Origin of the sequence: Streptomyces sp. NPDC102360 (genome assembly GCF_044766085.1) — a bacterium.
GTDB lineage: Bacteria > Actinomycetota > Actinomycetes > Streptomycetales > Streptomycetaceae > Streptomyces.
This window is the reverse complement of sequence record NZ_JBIWLG010000014.1, coordinates 41,907-57,865: the sequence shown is the minus strand read 5'-3', so window position 1 is coordinate 57,865 and position 15,959 is coordinate 41,907. Positions and strand designations below refer to the sequence as shown.

11 protein-coding genes and 1 other RNA gene are annotated in these 15,959 nt (G+C 71.1%); 2 read left to right on the top strand and 10 right to left on the bottom strand.

The genetic code is table 11. The annotated features are described in order from the left end of the window. Window position 1: 1 nt before the first annotated feature. The 6 genes from dacB to ftsE all read right to left on the bottom strand — a co-directional run bounded on the left by dacB (window position 2) and on the right by ftsE (window position 5,723). The gene (gene dacB / locus ACIRHA_RS36760) at window positions 2-1,621 is read right to left on the bottom strand and encodes a D-alanyl-D-alanine carboxypeptidase/D-alanyl-D-alanine-endopeptidase (protein ID WP_403855033.1); all 1,620 of its coding nucleotides are present in this window, start codon (window positions 1,619-1,621) and stop codon (window positions 2-4) included. 100 nt (window positions 1,622-1,721) lie between these two features. Then, window positions 1,722-2,109, bottom strand: a transfer-messenger RNA (tmRNA) gene (gene ssrA, locus ACIRHA_RS36755). Window positions 2,110-2,226: 117 nt separating this feature from the next. Further along, window positions 2,227-2,772, bottom strand: coding sequence for an SsrA-binding protein SmpB (gene smpB / locus ACIRHA_RS36750; protein ID WP_351338241.1), 546 nt, complete (start codon window positions 2,770-2,772; stop codon window positions 2,227-2,229). A 31-nt stretch (window positions 2,773-2,803) separates the two neighbouring features. Continuing rightward, window positions 2,804-3,976: a S41 family peptidase gene (locus ACIRHA_RS36745; RefSeq protein ID WP_403855031.1), complete on the bottom strand. Its 1,173-nt coding sequence runs from the start codon at window positions 3,974-3,976 to the stop codon at window positions 2,804-2,806. Between the two features lie 78 nt (window positions 3,977-4,054). Next, complete coding sequence (ftsX, locus tag ACIRHA_RS36740) at window positions 4,055-4,972, bottom strand: permease-like cell division protein FtsX (RefSeq protein ID WP_266710883.1); 918 nt, start codon at window positions 4,970-4,972, stop codon at window positions 4,055-4,057. 61 nt (window positions 4,973-5,033) lie between these two features. Next, window positions 5,034-5,723, bottom strand: a complete 690-nt coding sequence (ftsE, locus tag ACIRHA_RS36735; RefSeq protein ID WP_266710884.1) for a cell division ATP-binding protein FtsE — start codon at window positions 5,721-5,723, stop codon at window positions 5,034-5,036. 290 nt (window positions 5,724-6,013) lie between these two features. Between ftsE and ACIRHA_RS36730 the strand changes: the two genes are divergently transcribed. Continuing rightward, a complete protein-coding gene (locus tag ACIRHA_RS36730) occupies window positions 6,014-6,205 on the top strand; it encodes a hypothetical protein (RefSeq protein WP_403855029.1) in 192 nt (63 codons plus the stop codon). A gap of 68 nt (window positions 6,206-6,273) precedes the next feature. On the opposite strand, the gene ACIRHA_RS36725 is transcribed toward ACIRHA_RS36730, so the two are convergent. The 4 genes from ACIRHA_RS36725 to ACIRHA_RS36710 form a co-directional block, all read right to left on the bottom strand. After that, window positions 6,274-7,068, bottom strand: coding sequence for a hypothetical protein (locus ACIRHA_RS36725; protein WP_403855027.1), 795 nt, complete (start codon window positions 7,066-7,068; stop codon window positions 6,274-6,276). A gap of 341 nt (window positions 7,069-7,409) precedes the next feature. Next, on the bottom strand, window positions 7,410-8,516 hold the full coding sequence (gene prfB / locus ACIRHA_RS36720; RefSeq protein ID WP_403855025.1) for a peptide chain release factor 2: 1,107 nt from the start codon (window positions 8,514-8,516) through the stop codon (window positions 7,410-7,412). 55 nt (window positions 8,517-8,571) lie between these two features. Then, window positions 8,572-9,825: a serine/threonine-protein kinase gene (locus ACIRHA_RS36715; RefSeq protein WP_403855023.1), complete on the bottom strand. Its 1,254-nt coding sequence runs from the start codon at window positions 9,823-9,825 to the stop codon at window positions 8,572-8,574. Between the two features lie 321 nt (window positions 9,826-10,146). Beyond that, a complete protein-coding gene (locus ACIRHA_RS36710) occupies window positions 10,147-11,787 on the bottom strand; it encodes a serine/threonine-protein kinase (RefSeq protein ID WP_403855021.1) in 1,641 nt (546 codons plus the stop codon). 399 nt (window positions 11,788-12,186) lie between these two features. Here ACIRHA_RS36710 and ACIRHA_RS36705 point away from each other — a divergent pair, with 399 nt between their 5' ends. Further along, complete coding sequence (locus ACIRHA_RS36705; RefSeq protein WP_403855019.1) at window positions 12,187-15,300, top strand: FHA domain-containing protein; 3,114 nt, start codon at window positions 12,187-12,189, stop codon at window positions 15,298-15,300. Window positions 15,301-15,959: the final 659 nt, after the last annotated feature.

The window sequence follows — 15,959 nt, the reverse complement described above, 5'->3', positions numbered from 1 at the left end:
GTCAGCACACGGCCGGCTTGCGCCACGAGCACTCCAGGCCGCCGTCCCTCTCGGCGGCCGGGACGGCGCGCGTGGACTTCGGTACGACGGCCGTCGCCTCCTTGGACGTCGACTTCGCGAGGGTCACGACGATGGCGTCCTCGAGCGGCTTCACGGAGTCGACGAGGTAGTTGTTCTGGACGACGCCGTAGACGAGCAGCCGCCCGTCGGCGTCCTTCACGTAGCCGGAGAGCGCGGACGCGCCCGTCAACGACCCGGTCTTCCCACGGGCGTTGAGCGCGGCGGGCGTGTCGCACATCCGGCTCCGCAGCGTCCCGCCGACGAACCGGTCGGGATCGCAGGCCACGGGCAGCGACTTGTACCAGTCGGCGTACCAGGGCTCGTCCTGTACGGAGAGGAGGAGGTCGGCGAGCTGGCGGGCGGCGAAGTTGTCCTTGCGCGAGAGCCCGGACCCGTCGACCTGCCGCAGCTTGGTGGCGTCGACCCCGGCGCCCTTCAGATAGTCCGCGACGGCGTCGATGCCGTCGCCCCAACTCCCGGGCTTCCCCGTCGTCTTGTACCCCATGGCCTTCGTGAGGGACTCGGCGTGCATGTTGTTGGACAGCTTCATGAAGGGGATCAGCAGATCCTTCAGGGGCATGGAGTCGTGCGTGGCGAGCCGCTTCGCGCCCTCGGGCGTGGCCCGTCCCAGCTTGGTGGAACCGCCGACCTTCACCCCGTGCGCGGCGAGCGCGTCCCGGAACACGGCGGCCGCGTACCCGGTCGGCTCCCACACGGTCACCCACTCCTTGGTGGTGTCCCCGCCCACCGGAACGGTGCCGCTCACGGTGATGGTGTTGGTCCCGTGCCGCCGCTCGACGGCCACGGTGTCGTCTCCCCCGGCCCCGACGGTGGACGCCTTCAGGTCGATATCGACGTAATGGTTCTTCGGCGTGACGCTGACAGCGGGCCGGTCCCCCGCCTCGGCGCCGGGCTTCACCTCGACGATGACGGTCCCGGTGTCGTAGTCGGTGTCGGGCGCGACGCTCAGCGCGCTGATCTGGGCGGCGTAGTACGAGGACTCGTCGTCGCCGCCCCAGGTGTCACCGATCCGGTGGTCGTCGAACCGGGTGTCGTCCGCGACGAGCCGCCCGCTCACCCGCTGCACCCCGGCCGCGGCGACGTCGGCGGCCAACTTGTCGTAGTCGGCGGCGAGGGTCGTCGGGTCCCCGGTGCCGCGCAGATACAGATCCCCGTCGAGCACCCCGCCGCGCACCCGCCCGCCGGCGAGCACGTCCGTGCCGAACCGGTAGTCGGGGCCGAGGACGCCCATGGCCGCGGCGGAGGTGGCGAGCTTCGTGTTGGAGGCGGGCATCAGCCGCCCGGTCGGATTGTGCTGGTACAGGGTCTCCCCGGTCTTCGCGTCGGCCACGACGACACTCGCGGCGCCGCCCTCCATCCGCGAATCCCCGAGAATCGTGTCGATGGCCTCCGGCAGCCCACTGGGCGTGGAGTCGGCGCCGGCGGGCGCTCCCCACGACAGTCCGGCGGCGGCCACGACGAGCACGAGGGGCCAGGCCCATTTACGGGCTCTGACAGATTTACGGGCTCTGACAGACGACTTTCCATCACGTCTACTCATGCCACAGGAGCATCCCGGAACCGCAGGGCCCCGCCAAGACCGCCTGACACACGACGAAGGCCCGGCTGTGGTTCACAGCCGGGCCTTCGTTTACATGGGGTGGTGGAGATGGCGGGAATCGAACCCGCGTCCAACGGTGCAGCAGCAGGGCTTCTCCGTGTGCAGTTCGCTTCGCTTTTCTCGGCCCCGGCGATCACGCGAACAAGTCGCCGACGGGCCCAGCCACTGTTTGATTTCCTTTTCCGCCCCGTGGCCGGACGGAAAAGTTTAGTTCCCTAGATTATGCCAGGATCCGGGCCGGGAACACTCCCGGGCTGACACCCTTTAGGGTCCCTCACTCACTGCTTATTAGGCAGCGAGGGCGAAGGACTGGGAATCGCTCTTAGAATTGGCGATTATTGGTTGCGACATATGGTTAACGAGATCATTGCCGCTTCCTCGACACGCTTCACCTGCTTCGACATCCGCTGTCGAAACCGATCATCCCCATGTTGTTTTTTCAAAGGTGGACCTTGCGGTCCGTGTCCCTACGGTGAGGAACAGTGCCCATCGTACGTGACCAACGCCCGACGATGCCAGCGTATTCCTGACGGGCCCGACGGGCGTCAGCCCATCCGCTCGTTGTTGCGCTGCCGCCGCTTCGCCGACGCGATCGCCCGGTCCGAGTCCCGCCGGTCCTGCTTCTCGCGCAGCGTCTGCCGCTTGTCGTACTCCTTCTTGCCCTTGGCGAGCGCGATCTCGGCCTTCGCCCGGCCGTCCTTGAAGTAGATCGCCAGGGTCACGATCGTGTGGCCGGTCTCCTCGGACTTGGACTCCAGCTTGTCGATCTCCTCGCGGTGCAGCAGCAGCTTGCGCTTGCGACGCACCGCGTGGTTCGTCCAGGTGCCCTGGTTGTACTCGGGGATGTGGGCGTTGTGCAGCCACGCCTCACCCCCGTCGATCTGGACGAAGGCGTCGGCCAGCGAGGTGCGGCCCTGCCGCAGCGACTTGACCTCCGTGCCGGTCAGCACGATGCCGGCCTCGTAGGTGTCCATGATCAGGTAGTCGTGGCGCGCCTTCTTGTTCTGCGCGACCATCTTGCGCTTGCCGTCCTTCTTCTCGGACGACGCCCCCTTGCCCTGCTTGGGCTGGGACTCCTTCGGTACATACATTGCCTTGGCCATAGTGCTGGCCATTTTCGCACTACGAGGGGGCCCCGAGGCCAGTCAATACTGTCTCCGCCCGCCGCAGGGTGTCCGCGTCGGCCTCCAGATCGGGGGTGATGCCGCGGCCGTCGACCGCGCGGCCCGAGGGGGTGCGGTAGTGCCCGACGGTGAGCTCCGCCACGGAGCCGTCGGGCAGCCGGCTCGGCATCTGGACCGAACCCTTGCCGAAGGTCCTGGAGCCCACGACGACCGCGCGGCCGCGGTCCTGAAGGGCGCCGGTGAGCAGCTCGGCCGCGCTCATCGTCCCGCTGTCGACGAGCACGACCACCGGTCTGGTCGTGTCGGCCCCGCGCTGTGCGTGCAGGGCCCGCTGCGCCCCGCGTACGTCGTACGTCGCCACGAGCCCGCCGTCGAGGAACGCGGAGGACGCCCTGACCGCCTCGGTGACCAGTCCGCCCGCGTTGCCCCGCAGGTCGAGTACGACGCCCGAGCGCGCGGGTGCCGCGCCGACTGCCGTGCGCACCTGGTCGCCGACGCCCTTCGTGAAGGCGCTGACCTTCACGAGCGTCGCGCCGTCGGGAAGTCGCGTGGAGGTGACGGAGTCGGTCGACAGGTTGGCGCGGCGCAGGGTCTCGCTCCACGCGCGCGTGCCGCGCTGGAGGCCGACGTGGACAGGGGTGCCCGCGTGCTTGCCCCGCAGGAGCGCGAGGACTTCGGTGACGGGGTGCCCGGTGACCGGCTCGCCGTCGACCGCCGCGATCCGGTCGCCCTCGCGGATGCCGGCGTGCTGCGCTGGCGAGCCCTGCCGGACCTTGGAGACCTGCACCCACCCGTCGGCGGTGCGGCGGGCCCGCAGGCCGATGCCGGTGTACTCGCCGTCGAGGGCCTGCTCGAACTCCTCGTACTCGCCCTGCGAGTAGACGGAGCCCCAGCGGTCGCCGCTGCGGCTGACGGCGTCCTGGGCGGCCTTCGTGGGCGATTTCCCGTCGGCCATCGCCTCGGCCGCCGCGTCGCGCGGATCGGTCGGTCCCGCGATGGGCTTCTCGTGCGCGGCGACGAGCGAACTGTCCGCGCTCTCCTTGGGTCTTTGGTGCTCCCCCGGCCAGGAGCCGGTCGCGGCGCCCGCCGCGAGGACCGTCATGAAGATCAATGTCAGGCTCGCCCCGCGGCCGATGCGGCGGGGCCTGGAGTACAGCTCCGGACCTGACATGTCGGTGAGTCTAGGACAACCGAGGGCGCCGTACGGGGCGTTGACCCGCACGACGCCCCGTGGCGCGAAGGACTCTCGTCACACCTTCAGGTACTTGCGCAACGCGACGAACGCGGCAAGCGCCGGCATCAGCACACTCACGGCGAGGATCAGCGGCAGCTTCGTCAACACCGAGTCCCAGCCGATGAAGTTGATGAGCTGCAGCTTGTCGGAGAGGGCCACGCCGTTGTCGATCACGAAGTACTGGCCGGCCGCGAGGAAGACACAGGCGATGCCGCCGCCGATGAGCCCGGCGACCGCCGCCTCCATGATGAACGGCGCCTGGATGTAGAAGCCGGACGCGCCGACGAGCCGCATGATCCCGGTCTCGCGACGGCGGCTGAACGCGGACACCCGGACGGTGTTCACGATCAGCAGCAGCGCGACAACGAGCATCACCGCCATCACCGCGCTCGCCGCGTAGTTCAGGTAGCCGAGCAGCCGGAAGAGGTTGTCGAGCACGCCCTTCTGGTCCTGCACGGACTGCACACCGGGCCGCCCGTTGAACGCGGTCGCGATGACGTTGTACTTCTCCGGGTCCTTCAGCTTGATCCGGTACGACTCCTGGAGCTGGTCCGGCGTGAGCGAGCTGGCCAGCGGGGAGTCGCCGAACTGCTCCTTGTAGTGCTTGTACGCCTGGTCCTGCGATTCGTGCGCCACGGAGTCGACGACGGGCAGCTTCTTGAGGTCCCGCTGGATCTCGTTCTTCTGCTCGGTCGTGACCGGGCCCTTGGCGCAGTTCGGGTCGGAGTCGGCATCTCCCTTGTTGCACAGGAAGATCGAGACGTTGACCTTGTCGTACCAGTAGCCCTTCATCTGGTTGACCTGGTCGCTCATGAGCAGCGAGCCGCCGAACAGGGCGAGCGAGAGGGCAACCGAGATGATCACGGCGAAGGTCATCGTGAGGTTACGGCGGAGTCCTACGCCGATCTCCGACAGAACGAATTGGGCACGCATAGCGTCACTAACGCCTTTCGCAGCTTTCTTTTCTCGGTACTTCTCGCGGTTCTCGGTGCGGTCAGTGCTGGTAGCCGTACACGCCGCGCGACTGGTCGCGCACGAGGCGGCCGTGCTCCAGCTCGATGACGCGCTTGCGCATCTGGTCCACGATGTTCTGGTCGTGGGTGGCCATGATCACGGTGGTGCCGGTCCGGTTGATCCGGTCGAGCAGCTTCATGATGCCGACCGAGGTCTGCGGGTCGAGGTTGCCGGTCGGCTCGTCCGCGATCAGCAGCTTCGGCCGGTTGACGAAGGCGCGCGCGATGGCCACGCGCTGCTGCTCACCACCGGAGAGCTCGCCGGGCATCCGGTCGTCCTTGCCGCCGAGGCCGACGAGGTCGAGGACCTGCGGCACGGACTTGCGGATCTCACCGCGGGACTTGCCGATGACTTCCTGGGCGAAGGCGACGTTCTCGCCGACCGTCTTGTTGGGCAGGAGCCGGAAGTCCTGGAAGACCGTGCCGAGCTGGCGGCGGATCTGCGGGACCTTCCAGTTGGATACGCGGCCGAGGTCCTTGCCCAGGACGTGCACCTGGCCGTGGCTGGCCCGCTCCTCGCGCAGCACGAGGCGCAGGAACGTCGACTTGCCGGAGCCGGACGAGCCGACCAGGAAGACGAACTCACCACGCTCGACCTCCAGGGAGACATCCCTGAGGGCGGGCCGGGTCTGCTTGGGATAGACCTTGGAGACGTTGTCGAATCGGATCACGGGTGCACCACGGGTAGCCGGAGATAGGTGTGCGTGACCATACGCGAAGCCGCGCACGGAGCGCAGGCGCCGTCCCTCGTTGAGCGTTTTGTCCCGCCGCGATGCCGGATTCGGCGCCGGAATTGTCCGCCCCGTACCTGGTCAGGGGCGGTACTTCCAGGGGGACGCGCCGAAATTCCGGGAAACTGGCACAGTGGTAGGGGGAACGGTTGCGTTTCCCGGAGCGTTGAGCGGAGAGAACCCAGGGGTGCCCGGTGGCAAGCTCCGCCGCGCGGGAGGAGGAGAAGCGCATGACCTACGACCGATTGGTGTGCGCGAACTGCGCGGCCCCGGTGAGCGAGGGCCGCTGCCCGGTGTGCCGGGCGAATCGCGACCGGCTTCAGCAGCAGAACCCGTGGGCCGCGCTCAGCCCCATGGCGCTGGTCGCCCTGGTGGCGGTGCTCGTGGCAGCGATGGCGCTCCTCGCCCATCAGACGGTGTAGCCGCCGCACACAGACATGCGAAAGGGCCCGGAGCCGATCGGCTCCGGGCCCTTTGCGTGTGCGCAGTACTACGCGGCGGCGCCGCCGCGGTTGTTCGCGAGGCGCGGCAGGAGTCGGAAGCCGACACCGCCCGCGATCATCGTGGCCGCACCGATCACCAGGAACGTGGTGCCGGAGGAGCCGGTCTCGGCCAGCTCGCCGCTCGGCTTGGCGGCGGCACCGGTCTGCTCGGTGGGAGCGGAACCGGTGTCCTGCAGGCTGTCCTTGCCCTGACCCTGCTCGACGGGGTTGTTGTTGCCGTCGGGGTTGGTGTTGTCGCCACCGCCGGTGGAGGAGCCACCGGTGCTGGAGCCGCCACCCGTGGAGTCGTCGCCACCGGTGGAGGAACCACCAGTCGAGGACGAACCGCCGGTGGAGTCGTCGCCGCCGGTGCTGTTGCCACCGGAGTTGCCGTTGCCACCCGAGTTGCCGTTGCCACCGGTGGAGTCGTCGCCGCCGGTGGTGGCACCGCCGGTGGAGTCGTCGCCGCCGGTCGTGGCGCCGCCGTTGCCGTTGCCCTCGGTGACACCCGCGACGCCACCGTTGGTGTTGCCCTCGGTGACACCGGCGACGCCGCCGTTGGTGTTCCCTTCGGTCACACCGGCGATGCCGTTGCCCGGGTCGTCGTCGCCGGGCGGCTGCTCGTCGTCCGCGCCGTCGTCCTCGGTGGGCCAGCAAATAATTCCGAGCGGGCCGCAGGTCTCGCCGCTCTTCTCGTCGACGGTGGCGGCGGATGCCGCACCCGCGGCGGTCAGCGAGGCACCGGCCGCAATCACCGCGCCGGCCGCTATCCGCGCAACGCGGATCCGCGTCTTCTTGGTCATCTGTCTGCTACCCCCAGTAGCCAATCGTCAGTGGAGCAGCGCCAGGGACCGCGTTCAACCGGAGACAGCAGAGGCCTCGTGCACCCCTCCCCCGTTCACACGCGTCCCACTAATACGCATGCCGCGCACAACCCTTTCCACTTTTGGGATCAACGTCAAGGGCGTTGCGCACGTTATGTCCACAATTGAGGTGGATCGACCGCCATACGAACATGTGACTGTGACGTAAATGCCTGGCCAGTCTTCACAAGTGCGGCACATTTGGATTCGGGTGCGCCCAAAACGAAAGGCAACTGCCGCTCATCGAGCGGCAGTTGCCTTTAATTCGTTGAATCCTGGAGTTACTTCTCCTGCTGCTTGCGCCAGCGAATTCCGGCCTCGATGAAGCCGTCGATCTCGCCGTCGAGAACGGCCTGCGGGTTGCCGACCTCGAACTCCGTACGCAGGTCCTTGACCATCTGGTACGGGTGCAGGACGTACGAACGCATCTGGTTGCCCCAGGAACTGCCGCCGTCGCCCTTGAGGGCGTCCATCTTGGCGCGCTCCTCCTGGCGCTGGCGCTCGAGGAGCTTGGCCTGCAGCACGTTCATGGCCGTGGCCTTGTTCTGGATCTGCGAGCGCTCGTTCTGGCAGGAGACCACGATGCCGGTGGGGATGTGCGTCAGACGGACCGCGGAGTCCGTCGTGTTCACGCCCTGGCCGCCGGGGCCCGAGGAGCGGTAGACGTCCACGCGCAGGTCCGACTCGTCGATCTCGACGTGGTCGGTCTGCTCGACGACCGGGAGCACCTCGACGCCCGCGAAGGACGTCTGGCGGCGGCCCTGGTTGTCGAACGGCGAGATGCGCACGAGGCGGTGCGTGCCCTGCTCGACGGAGAGCGTTCCGTAGGCATAGGGGACCTTGACCGCGAAGGTGGTCGACTTGATGCCGGCCTCTTCCGCGTACGAGGTCTCGTAGACCTCCGTCTTGTACCCGTGCCGCTCGGCATAGCGCAGGTACATGCGCTGCAGCTGCTCGGCGAAGTCCGCCGCGTCGACGCCGCCGGCCTCGGCGCGGATGTTGACGAGGGCCTCGCGGGAGTCGTACTCGCCGGAGAGGAGGGTGCGGACCTCCATCTCGTCCAGCGCCTTCTTCACGCCCTTGAGCTCGGACTCGGCCTCGGCGCGGGTGTCCGGATCGTCCTCCTCCTCGGCCATCTCGAACAGCACGCCGAGATCGTCGAGACGGCTGCGCAGCGCCTCGGCCTTGCGGACCTCCGCCTGGAGGTGGCTCAGCTTGCTGGTGATCTTCTGCGCCGCCTCCGGGTCGTCCCACAGGGACGGCGCGGCCGCCTGCTCCTCGAGCACGGCGATATCTGCCCTCAGCTTGTCGAGGTCCAGGACGGCCTCGATCGACTCCATGGTCGAGGAGAGGGACTTCAGCTCTTCGGATACATCGACGACTGCCACAGGACAAGCGTAAGGGGTGGCGCAAGTGATCGGTGTCGGCCGCCCCCGGGTCGGCCTATGGCTCGCTCGGCGCGGAATTGTTGCTGTCCGATGGGGGTGCCTCGTCGGAGCCCGAGGAGGTGGCCGCCCATACGCCGCCGCCGACCGCGGCGACCAGGACGAGTCCGGCCACCCCGAACGTGATCCGTCTGCGTGCCCGTCGAGGTGGCGCGTTCCGGTTGCGGGCCGAGCCGGGCCGGGGCGAACCGTGGGCGCGGGGCGCGCGGGCCGTGCCGCGGGCGCCGCCGGCCAGTTCGTCCGGCGCCGGGACCCTCATCGACGTATGGGTGTCGCGGTTGGAGTCCTTGGGCGCGGAGCCGGGGATCAGGGAGACGGCGCCGCGGCGGGGCCGCTCCGGCGGTTCCTCCGGCGTCTCGGTCCGCTGCTCCGGTTCGTCGTCGGGGGCGGGCTCCGTCTCCGGCTCGTCCACGTCGAGCGGGGGCAGGCCGGTGAGCATCGGCTGGAGTTCGCGCAGGCGCGCGGCCAGCTCGGAGGCGCGCAGGCGGGAGGCCGGGGCCTTGGCGAGGCACTGGATGAGCAGCAGCCACAACTCGTCGGGGATGCCGGGGAGCGGGACCACCGTCTCCGTGACGTGCCGGCGCAGGATGGCCCCGGGGTGGCCGCCCCCGAACGGCGTGAAGCCGGCGAGGAGTTCGTACAGGACCGTCGCGAGCGCGTAGATGTCGACGGCCGCGCGCGCGGGCAGTCCCTCGATGACCTCGGGGGCGAGGTAGTCGGGCGTACCGATGATCTTCGTTGCACGGGTGCGGCGCGGGGTGTCGATCAGCTTGGCGATGCCGAAGTCGGTGAGCAGCGCGGGGTGGGAGCCGCCGGGGCCGAGCTCGCCCTGCATGTCGAGCAGTACGTTCTCCGGCTTGACGTCGCGGTGCACGATGCCCGCGGCGTGCGCGGCGGCGAGGCCCTCGGCGATGTCCGCGACCACGGCGACCGCGGCCTCGGGCGGCATCCGGCGCTCGCGGTCGAGCCGCGTACGCAGGTCCGTCCCCCGTACGAGGTCCATGACGAGCGCCAGGTCGTTGCCGTCGACCACCAGGTCGCGCACGCCCACCACGCGCGCGTGGTCGAGGCTCAGCAGGGCGGTGCGCTCCTGGACGAAGCGGCCGACCAGTTCCTGGTCCGCGGCGAGGTCCTCGCGCAGCAGTTTGATGGCGACCGGACCCTCGGGTCCCTCGCCCAGCCACACCGTGCCCGCACTGCCGCGCCCCAGGATCTGGTGTGCGGTGTACCGGCTGCCGATCTTCCGTGCCAAGGCTGCTCCTACAGACGCGTGTTGGCGCCCAAGCTACGCGGCTCGGACGCCAACCTACGCATCAGAGGGGGAATTCACCCGCTGGGTGTCGACAAATCGCCAACGTCACGCACCAGTTGCCATTCGGCGACCGGCTAGGGCCTGTCCGGCGGATCATGGCGCATGCGGGTGGCCTCGAACGATCGGTGCAGGCAAGCGGGCTCTGGTGCGTGCAGCTGCAAGGCGGAGGATTGAGGCATCGCGGAGCGATGGTGATTGACGACAACGCCGCAGATGGGCGTGCCAGAGCCCGCGACCGCGCCATGATCCGCCGGACAGGCCCTAGTTGCCGGTCTTGCTCCCCAGATCGCCGATCCAGCCGGACACCGTGGAGAACCAGTCGGAGATCTGGGCCCAGTAGCCCTTGCCGGTGCCGATCCAGTCCTGGAGCGGGGTGAACTCCCAGACCAGCCAGCTCACCACGAAGAGCATCACGATCATGAACAGGCAGCCCTTGAGGCAGCCGAGGCCCGGGATCCTCATCCGGTTGGGGCTGCGGCGGCGCGGCTCGCGCGGCTCCGGTGCCGGGCGCGGGGCCTGGCGGGGCGGCGGCTGCTGCGGCGGCGCGTACTGCTGGGGCTGCTGCTGCGGCTGTCGCGGCGCGTACTGCTGCGGCTGCTGGTGCTGAGGCTGTTGCTGCTGCGGGCGCGCGACCTGGCGCTGCGGGCGGCGGCGCAGCGGGTCCTCGTTCGGGTCGAGGTACTGGACCTGCGTCTGCTCGTTGCGGTCGCGGGCCGCGCGCAGCTGGTCGCCCCAGGCGTCGGGCATCTGCTCCGGCGGGCCCTGCGGCATCGGCGGCATCACGGCCGTCGGATCGGCCGCGCCTGCGTTCTGGTCGTTGCCCTGCTGCTGCATGACGCTGGTGGCCGCGTTCGGGTCGTACGCCGACGCCGCCGCGGCACCGGCCGCCGCCCCTGCCGCTCCGGCGAAGCCCGCCGCCGCTGCGTTGTTCGGCAGCACCTGCGTCGGGTCCGCGTCCGAGGTGCCAGGGGTGCCCGGCACCTGGGCCGGGGTGGGGTCCGGCATCAGGAGCGCGCCGACGCCCTCGGCGGCGGCGATCTGCGCGCTGTTCGCGTGCACGCCGATGCCCTCGGCGACGGTGCGCAGGCCGCGCGCGAGGTTCTCCGCGCTCGGCCGTTCGTCCGGGTTCTTGCGCAGGCAGCGCTCAATGACCGTCCACAGCGGGTCCGGGACCGTCGAGGGACGGCGCGGTTCGGCGCTGAGGTGCTGGTGCAGGACTTCGAGCGCCGAGCCGCCGGAGAACGGCGGCCGGCCCGTGACCAGCTCGTACAGCAGGATGCCCGCGCCGTAGATGTCGACGGCGCTGGTCTGCGGGCGGCCCTCGGCCGACTCGGGCGCCACGTAGGCGGGCGTGCCGACGAACTCGTGGGTGCGGGTCAGGCCCGGGGAGTCGGCGAGGCGGGCGATGCCGAAGTCGGTGAGCATCGGGTACATCTCACCGCCGTCCTGCTTCAGTAGGACGTTGGCCGGCTTCAGGTCCCGGTGCACCACACCGTCGGCGTGCGACGCGGCGAGCGCGTCGGCGATCTGGGCCGTCAGGAGCGCGGCGCCGACCGGTGAGAACGGCCCGTTCTCACGCAGGTAGCGGTGCAGGTCCGGGCCCTCGACGAGGTCCATCACCAGGGCGAGCAGCTCGCCCTCGACGACCAGGTCGCGGGTGCGCACGATGTTCGGGTGGGTGAGCCGCAGCAGGACGGAGCGCTCCCTGAGGAAGCGCATCACCACGTCCGCGTCGTTGGCGAGCTCTTCCTTGAGGACCTTGATCGCGACGGTCTCGCCGGGCTGCCCGGCGACGGCCGCCTCCGCGCCCGCCGTCTCGCGCTGGCGGGCTCGCCAGACGGTGCCCGTGGCGCCGCGTCCGAGCGGCTCCTCGAGCAGGTACTTGCTGCCTACCGGCCGCACGTCATGCGCTCCCTGCATCGGTACTTGCTTGGCCCACCTGGTTCCGGGTGTTCCGACCCACTCTAGTGGCGGATTCCGCGGTACTGGGCTGTCGATCTTCTGTGGCTTCGGCCGTGACGGGCCTACCCGTGTTCGACGGAAAGACGCACGGCTGGGGCGGTTGGTTGCCGGGAGACGACGTGACCGATCTCAAGCAGGCAACGAGCAGGCACTTTTACGGGCAGAGCCGACCAATCAAGATCACTTACGGGTGGGGGGCGGGCGTGTTGTCAGCGGCAAGTGCAAGGATGCCTTCAACACTGGCTGACGTGCCCGTGGCGGTGGGGGGAATCTGCGGTGGGGGACCGCGGGGCAGCCCCTCGTTTCCGGGCGCCCGCGCAGAAGGGACCGCAGGCGGCGATGCAGATCCGGCTTACCGTCGTAGACCCCCTGGGCACGCGCCCCGACATGCTCGCACGTGGTGACGACACGCTCGCGCGCGGTGTCGACGTGCTGGTCACCGCCCCCGCGGGCACGGCACTCGCAGCGGTCGCCTCCGGCCTGGCCACGGCCGTCGCGGGCGGCGAGGCGGGGTCCGCGACGTTGTACGCGGGCACGGAGCGGCTCGACGCACAGCGCTGCGTCATAGGTGAGCCCCCGCTGATCGACGGCGCGGTGATCGCTCTCGGCGCCCCCGTGGACCCGGGTCCCGAGCCGGACGACGCGGCGGCCCAGCTCCATGTGGTGGCGGGTCCCGACGCGGGCGGCGTCCACCTGCTGCACGGCGGCCAGATCCGCATCGGCCGCTCCGCCGACGCGGACGTGTCCCTCGACGACCCGGACGTGTCACGCCTGCACTGCGCGGTGACGCTCGGCACCGACGGCCGGATCTCGGTGGAGGACCTGGAGTCGACGAACGGGACGTCGGTGGACGGCCGCCCCCTCGGCTCCCGCCCCGTCCGCCTGTCCCCCGGCTCACTGGTGCGCCTCGGCGAATCGGCGCTGCGGGTCTCCGTCGCGGGTGACGCCGCCCGCCCCAGGCCGCTGCGGACGGCGCCGGACGGCGAGGGGCACGTACGGGTGCTGTTCGCCGAGCAGCCGGTGGACGCGCCCGCACAGACCTCCGCGCCCGACCCCGCCCAGGAGACCCGGCACGCATACGGGGACTCCGCCTGGGGCGCGGCCAGTGATGCCGCTCAAGAGGGCGCACAACCGCTGGTGCCCGAGCCGGAGCCGGACGAAGAGGCGGACGGCACGCGCGTGGGCACCCCCGCGCGCGGGACCTCGCTGCCGCGCGCCCCGCGCAAGCGCGGTGGGCTCTCGCGGCTGCTGCGCCGCGGCAAACGTGACGAGCGCGATGGCTTCGACATGGACGACCAGCATCACGAGATCCACGAGCCGCACGTGCTGCGCACCCCGCAACGCTCCGAGCCCGCCGCCGGCCCCGCCACGTCTCCTGAGACTCCCCTGTACGAGGAGGAACCCAGGCCCGTCGCAGGCACCGCCGAAACCTGGCCCGACGCCGCCGCGCTGCTGCTCACCGCGCTCGGCCCCGGGCCGCGACTGTGGGAGCGCGGTCCCGGCCACGCGGAGGCGCTCGCGGTGCGGCTCGGCAGCGTCGACCGGCCGGGCCCCGGCGGGGTGGGGCTGCTGCCCGCGGTGCCGGTGACCGTGGGCCTCGCCGAGGCCGGGGCCCTGGGGCTCGCGGGGCCGCGCGCGCGGCTCGCGGGTCTGGCGCGCTGCGCCGTCGCCCAGCTCACGACGCTGCATGCGCCGGAGCGCCTGGAACTCGTACTGATCTCGACCGACCGGGCGCGCTCCCTGGAGGAGCGGGTCGCCGACTGGTCCTGGCTCGGCTGGCTGCCCCAGGTCCGGCCCGCCCACGGCCAGGACTGCCGGCTGCTGCTCGCGTACGACCGGGAGCAGGCGGCGGCCCGTACGAACGAGCTGCTGCGGCGCCTCGACGACCACGCGGCGGGGTTCAGGCCAGCGGCGCAGACGCCCGACGAGCCCGTGGCCGCCACGGTCGTCGTGATCGACGGCGACCCCGGGAGCGCTTCGCTGCGCGAGGCCACGGTGCGGCTCGCCGCCGAAGGGGCCGCGGCCGGGATCCACGTGGTGTGCCTGGCCGAGGCGCCCGCCGCCTCGCCCGCGTCGCCGGCCACGCAGAGCTACGAGGCGGCCTGCGCGCAGAGCCCGGCGTTCCGCGCGTGCGGTGCGGTGGCGCTGCTCAGCGGCGACGTCGCGACGACACTTCGCCTGCACCGGGCGGCGCAGGGCCAGCTCGTCGGGCACGGGACGGTCGGTACGGCCGACGCGGTGTCGCTCGCCTGGGCGGAGCGGTTCGCGCGGGCGCTCGCGCCGTTGCGCACGGACGCGGTGGGCGGCTCCGGTGACCGGCCGGGCTCGCGCGTGTCGGCACCGCTGCCCCAAACCTCCCGTCTCCTGGACGAGTTGGGGCTCGCGCGTGCCACCCCGGCGTCCCTCATGGCGCGCTGGGCGGCGGCCGGGGACGATCCCGAATCGATCGGCGGACGGGTGTGGGCGGTGCTCGGGGCCGGGCCGCGCGGACCGCTGACCGTGGACCTGGCCGCCGAAGGGCCGCATCTACTGGTCGAGGGACCCGCGGGAAGTGGCCGTACGGAGCTGCTGCGTTCGGTCGCCGCGTCGCTCGCCGCGGCGGAACGTCCCGACCGGCTCGGGATGGTGCTGGTCGACGGGGCGTCGGGCGGGGAGCGGGCGGAGGGGCTGCGGGTCTGCACGGATCTGCCGCACGTCACGACGCACCTCGGTGCCAACGATCCCGTACGGATGCGGGAGTTCGCCCAGGCGCTGAGCACCGAGCTGAAGCGGCGGGCCGAGCTCATAGGGCGTACGCACTTCGCGGAGTGGCACACGCAGCGGGCCGTGTCCGGGCGGGTCGTGTCCCAGCGCGGGGCGCCGTCCTCCGAGAGTGCCGGGGATGTGGACGTGCCGCCGAGTTCGACGATGCGGCTCCGTCCCGGGGCCACGCGGGAGAGGGCGGAGGCCGGGCCTCCGCTGCCGCGGCTCGTGGTCGTCGTGGACGACCTGGACGCGTTGCTGTCGCCGCCGCTCGGGTCGATGGGGCGGCCGGCCGCGGGGTCCGTGGTCCGGGCCCTGGAAGCCGTCGTGCGGGACGGGGAGCGGCTCGGCGTGCACCTCGTCGCGGCGTTCGCCCCCGGCGGGGCCGGGGGGTGGACGGCCCGGCCGCGGGTGGTGCTGGACGCGCCGGGGGCCGGGAGTGAGGATCCTGCGCCGGGGCGTGGGGTGTTGCACGGGGCGGACGGGCGTGACGTCGAGGTGCAGGCGGGCCGGGTGACCGGCCGCATTCCTCGTACGGCCACGCAGCGGCCCACCGTGGTGGCGCTCGAGTGGGCCCGCATGGGCGACCCCCCGGACCGCCGCCCGGTCCGCGAACTGGGCAACGGGCCCACGGACTTGGCCCTCCTGGCCAGCGCACTCGAACGCGCCGCACGCTCCGTGTCGGCGACCGAGGTCCCGTCCCTCCTCTAGCCGGCACACGGGGCCGTGCCACTTCGGCAGCACCGGGCCGAGCCCTACGTAAGGGTTGCGCCACACCGGCAGCACCGGGGCCAGGCCCCACGCAAGGCCGCACCCCGTACGGCAGCACCGGGGCCGAGCCCTGCCGTACGGGGTGCGCCGCACCGGGGCGCCGCCTTGCCCACCCTGCCGCCCGATGGGGTATCCCCTGCTCGAGGTTGTTCGAGAGCTTGGGGAAGGCAGATTGCCCAAGGCGGCGACGGCGTCGACCGCAATGGGCAGGAAGCCGTGGCTGACGCCAAGTTGCCGAAGGCGAGGTGCGGCCGACCGCAACGGGTGGCACCCCGTCGGGCCGACGCCCCCGGAGGGGGCGGGTGGTGGGAGACGAGCGGGGCACATCAAGCCCCCGCGGACGGGTGGGCCTATCAAGCCCCTGCGGCGATTGAGCAGCGGGGTCCGGGGCGGAGCCCCGTGGCCGTAACCCCGGTTCGGCGAAACCAGCCCCGCGAGCTCCGCAAAATCAAGCCCGCCCTCGGGACGAGAACCCGCGGAGCCCCGTGGCGTGGGGCCGGCGGCCGCGGCATCGGGCGCCGCCTGCCCAACTTCCCGCCGCCCGCGCCGGCTTGACGCATCACGACCCCGTCACGATCACCCGCTTTACAGCACTGGCA